Origin of the sequence: Mariniflexile sp., from assembly GCF_041583155.1 — a bacterium.
Lineage (GTDB): Bacteria > Bacteroidota > Bacteroidia > Flavobacteriales > Flavobacteriaceae > Mariniflexile.
On record NZ_JBFHGK010000098.1, the window covers coordinates 1 to 3,625 of the forward strand.

The 3,625-nt window shown below is 34.2% G+C and carries 3 protein-coding genes, 1 tRNA gene and 1 pseudogene; 3 read left to right on the forward strand and 2 right to left on the reverse strand.

What is annotated here, in order from left to right; all coding sequences use genetic code 11:
• Nucleotides 1–642, forward strand: a 642-nt coding sequence (locus ABYI63_RS17270) for a T9SS type A sorting domain-containing protein (RefSeq protein ID WP_372758108.1), incomplete at its 5' end; no start/stop codon positions are given.
• Nucleotides 643–759: 117 nt separating this feature from the next.
• Here ABYI63_RS17270 and ABYI63_RS17275 read toward each other — a convergent pair.
• Both ABYI63_RS17275 and ABYI63_RS17280 read right to left on the reverse strand, forming a co-directional pair.
• On the reverse strand, nt 760–2,013 hold the full coding sequence (locus ABYI63_RS17275) for a site-specific integrase (protein ID WP_372758109.1): 1,254 nt from the start codon (nt 2,011–2,013) through the stop codon (nt 760–762).
• 238 nt (nt 2,014–2,251) lie between these two features.
• Nucleotides 2,252–2,331, reverse strand: a tRNA-Leu gene (locus ABYI63_RS17280).
• 149 nt (nt 2,332–2,480) lie between these two features.
• On the opposite strand from ABYI63_RS17280, the gene ABYI63_RS17285 reads away from it, so the two are divergent.
• Complete coding sequence (locus ABYI63_RS17285) at nt 2,481–3,422, forward strand: ribose-phosphate pyrophosphokinase (protein WP_372758110.1); 942 nt, start codon at nt 2,481–2,483, stop codon at nt 3,420–3,422.
• A gap of 64 nt (nt 3,423–3,486) precedes the next feature.
• Nucleotides 3,487–3,625 (forward strand): annotated as a pseudogene (locus ABYI63_RS17290) (50S ribosomal protein L25); the annotation flags it as partial.

Here is a 3,625-nt window from a genome sequence, read left to right on the forward strand (position 1 = left end):
AATAATGTTGGATTTACTGGATCTGGTTTTGCCAATACGGCCAATGCAACTGGACAGGGAGTGGAATGGAAAATAGGTGGTTCAGCAGGAAATTATACGTTCAATTGGAGGTATGCAAGTACTTCCAATAGACCAGGTAATTTGATTGTAAACGGATCGGTTGTAGCAAGCAATATAGCTTTTAACTCAACAGGAATTTGGACTTCTTGGACTACGGTTTCTACAACTGTGAATTTACCCCTGGGAGTAAAAACAGTAAGATTGGAGGCAACCACAAGTTCAGGATTGGGCAATATTGATTATATGGAAGTGACTGGACCCGATGCCGTAGAATTATCATGTGCGAGCAGCGGCAAAATGGCGGGAGGTAAAGAGGTGCTTTCGATAGAACAAAACTTAGAAAACACCAAGGTTAGTATTTATCCCAATCCAAGCTCCAGTAAGATAGCCGTTGTTTTGCCTATCTCTAAATTCAATAATTATGTAATTTATGATATTAGTGGAAGGGCAACCATGAGCGGACAGTTAAAAGACAATCTTGATAAGTTGGATATTGATATTAACCATCTTTCAAAAGGGATTTATATAATCTCGTTAAAGGGAAATCAAACAACCGAAACTCATAAGTTTATAAAGAAGTAAAAGTTTTGTGTTTAAAATAGTGTACTTAACTTGATATCCAAGATAAGGCAGCACCCCTAAAGGTGCTGCCTTGTTTTATAACTAAATTGGAATAAATTTGCCGAAAACTAGTGATATTTACAGACTGTATTGGCTAACATCATTATAAACGTTCTCTTCGCTTTCAAATTTATTTCTTAGGACTTTCATGTCATCACTTACTTTTCTATCCAAAATTTTAGCATAATGTTGGGTAGTTTTTAAGGATTTATGTCCAAGCATTTTACTAACGGACTCAATGGGAACTCCATTGGATAAAGTAACAGTGGTAGCAAAAGTATGTCTGGCCAAATGGAAAGTCAGGTTTTTATTGATCCCACATAAATCTGCAATTTCTTTGAGGTAAGCGTTCATTTTTTGATTGCTTAAAACGGGAAGCAGTCTGTAGGAACTTGAATCTTCATGTTCAGGTTTGTATTTTTCTATTATTAATAAAGGCGTTGGAAGTAATGGGATGTTGCTTTTTGTGTTGGTTTTGGTTCGGTTGAATTTAATCCACATTTCGCCATCTATGCCCTTTATCAGATTGTTGTTTGTTAATTTGTTTACATCTGAATATGCCAAACCAGTATAACAACAAAAAATAAAAATATCTCTTACTTGATCCAATCTTATCATTTTTAATTTTTTATTTATCATAGATTGGATTTCAGCCTCACTCAAAAACTCTCGCTCTGTTTCTTTTGATTGGGTTTTGTAATTTCTAAATGGATCTTTGTCTATCCAATTATTGGCTAAGGCAATACCAACAATCTTTTTTAAACTTTTTAGATATCTCATTGTAGAGTTATGGTTGCAATTCCTTTCGCTTTTTAAATAAAACTCAAAGTCTGTTAAGAATTGATGGTTGATTTGTTTTATTGGGATTTCATTTACATTTAAAGAAGAAACCAAAAAGTTGGTAATATGATTTAATGTGGTTTCATATCTTTTTAAGGTGTTTAGGGCATATTCCTTGCCAACTAGTTTTTCAATTTGGTTGTTGTGGGTTTTAAAAATACCAATCAGCATCTTTTCTTTTTCTCCAATACCTAAATAGGAATTCTTTAAAGCAATGGCCGTTACTGGCTTGTCCTTTTCAATTAGCTCTTGATGATGTTTGAACACCTTGTTCTTGATAGTATCCATTAACCTATTAAGGTTCTTCACTTCCAAAGAGGTCCCTTTGACCTTTCCAGCTTTTAAATTCCAGTTCGATATTTCAATTTTCCGTTGAACACTTAATTCGCACCGTTTGCCGTTTACGGTAATCCTCATATATATTGGGGATTTGCCTTCTTTGTCAACATCGCTTTGTTTTGGATAGAAAATTATAGAGAATGTATTTTGCATAGGTGAGTACTTTTTTAGATTGTTAAATATAGAAAAAATAAATTTAACAACAACCCATAAATATTTGTTTAACAGCTTTTTATGATTGATTCGGTGAGTAAATCATTGTTTAAATTTACTCACCGAATTACTCTCCTTTTATATGATATAAATTGAATTTAAACGAAATCAGATAAAATTAAAAACCCTCATAAACATAATGTTTATAAGGGTTTGCGCTAATTTGAAGTAATTTTCGTACTCAAGGCGGGAATCGAACCCGCACTCCGAAGAACCGGATTTTGAATCCGGCGCGTCTACCAATTCCGCCACTTGAGCATCATTATCGGACTGCAAAAATATATATTTTTTTCAATAAAAATCATAAAAATAGTGTTCAATATACTTTTTAGGTTAAAATAAATGTATAAATTTGCACCTCGTTTAAAATCAGGCGTGCTTTTACGCTATAAAACAACAAGTTAACTATGCCAATTGTTATTACCGAAGCTAAAATTTTTGCATGTACACAAAGCAAAGTGCTTGGTGAAAAAATAGCTAAAGCTTTTGGGGCCGAATTGGGTAACGTAATTACGTCTACTTACAGCGATGGTGAATTTCAGCCATCCTATGAAGAATCCATCAGAGGAACACGAATTTTCATTATAGGATCTACCAATCCAGGACCTGAAAATTTAATGGAAATGTTGTTAATGATTGATGCTGCAAAACGTGCATCAGCAAGACACATTACCGCCGTTTTACCTTATTTTGGATGGGCAAGACAAGATAGAAAAGATAAACCTAGAGTGCCAATTGCTGCTAAATTAGTGGCAAAAATGTTAGAGGCTGCAGGCGCAACACGTATTATCACCATGGATTTGCATGCCGATCAAATACAAGGGTTTTTTGAAAAACCTGTCGATCATTTATTCGCTTCAACCATTTTTCTACCATACTTACAAAGTTTAAAATTAGATAACTTAACTATTGCTTCGCCAGATATGGGTGGTTCTAAAAGAGCCTACGCTTATTCAAAAGCATTAGGAAGTGATGTAGTAATATGTTACAAACAGCGAGCAAAAGCCAATCTTATTTCTCATATGGAATTAATTGGTGATGTTACGGGTAAAAATGTAGTACTTGTTGATGATATGGTGGATACCGCAGGTACCCTAACCAAAGCAGCCGATTTAATGATGGAGCGTGGCGCATTAAGTGTAAGAGCTATTTGTACCCACCCAGTATTGTCAGGAAAAGCATACGATAATTTAAATAATTCAAAATTAGAAGAACTTATAGTAACCGATTCCATACCAGTTAAACCTTTAAGTGATAAAATTAGAGTACTTAGTTGTGCCGATTTATTTGCCGAGGTTATGGAAAAAGTGCATAATAACAAATCTATCAGTTCAAAATTTGTAATGTAGGCCACCTTTCTTTTATAAGAAAGGCATAAAAAAGAGTATTAATTAAATTTATATATAAACAAAAATGAAATCAATTACAATCAACGGATCTCAAAGAGAAAGCGTGGGCAAAAAAGCAACAAAAGCCTTACGTAATGCTGGTCAGGTTCCTTGCGTATTATACGGAGGAGATAAGCCAGTTCATTTCAGTGCAGAAGAATTAG

Coding starts and splice junctions, on each gene's coding strand:
- ABYI63_RS17275 (WP_372758109.1), bottom strand. CDS start 2,013: ATGCAAAATACATTCTCTATAATTTTCTATCCAAAACAAAGCGATGTT.
- ABYI63_RS17285 (WP_372758110.1), top strand. CDS start 2,481: ATGCCAATTGTTATTACCGAAGCTAAAATTTTTGCATGTACACAAAGC.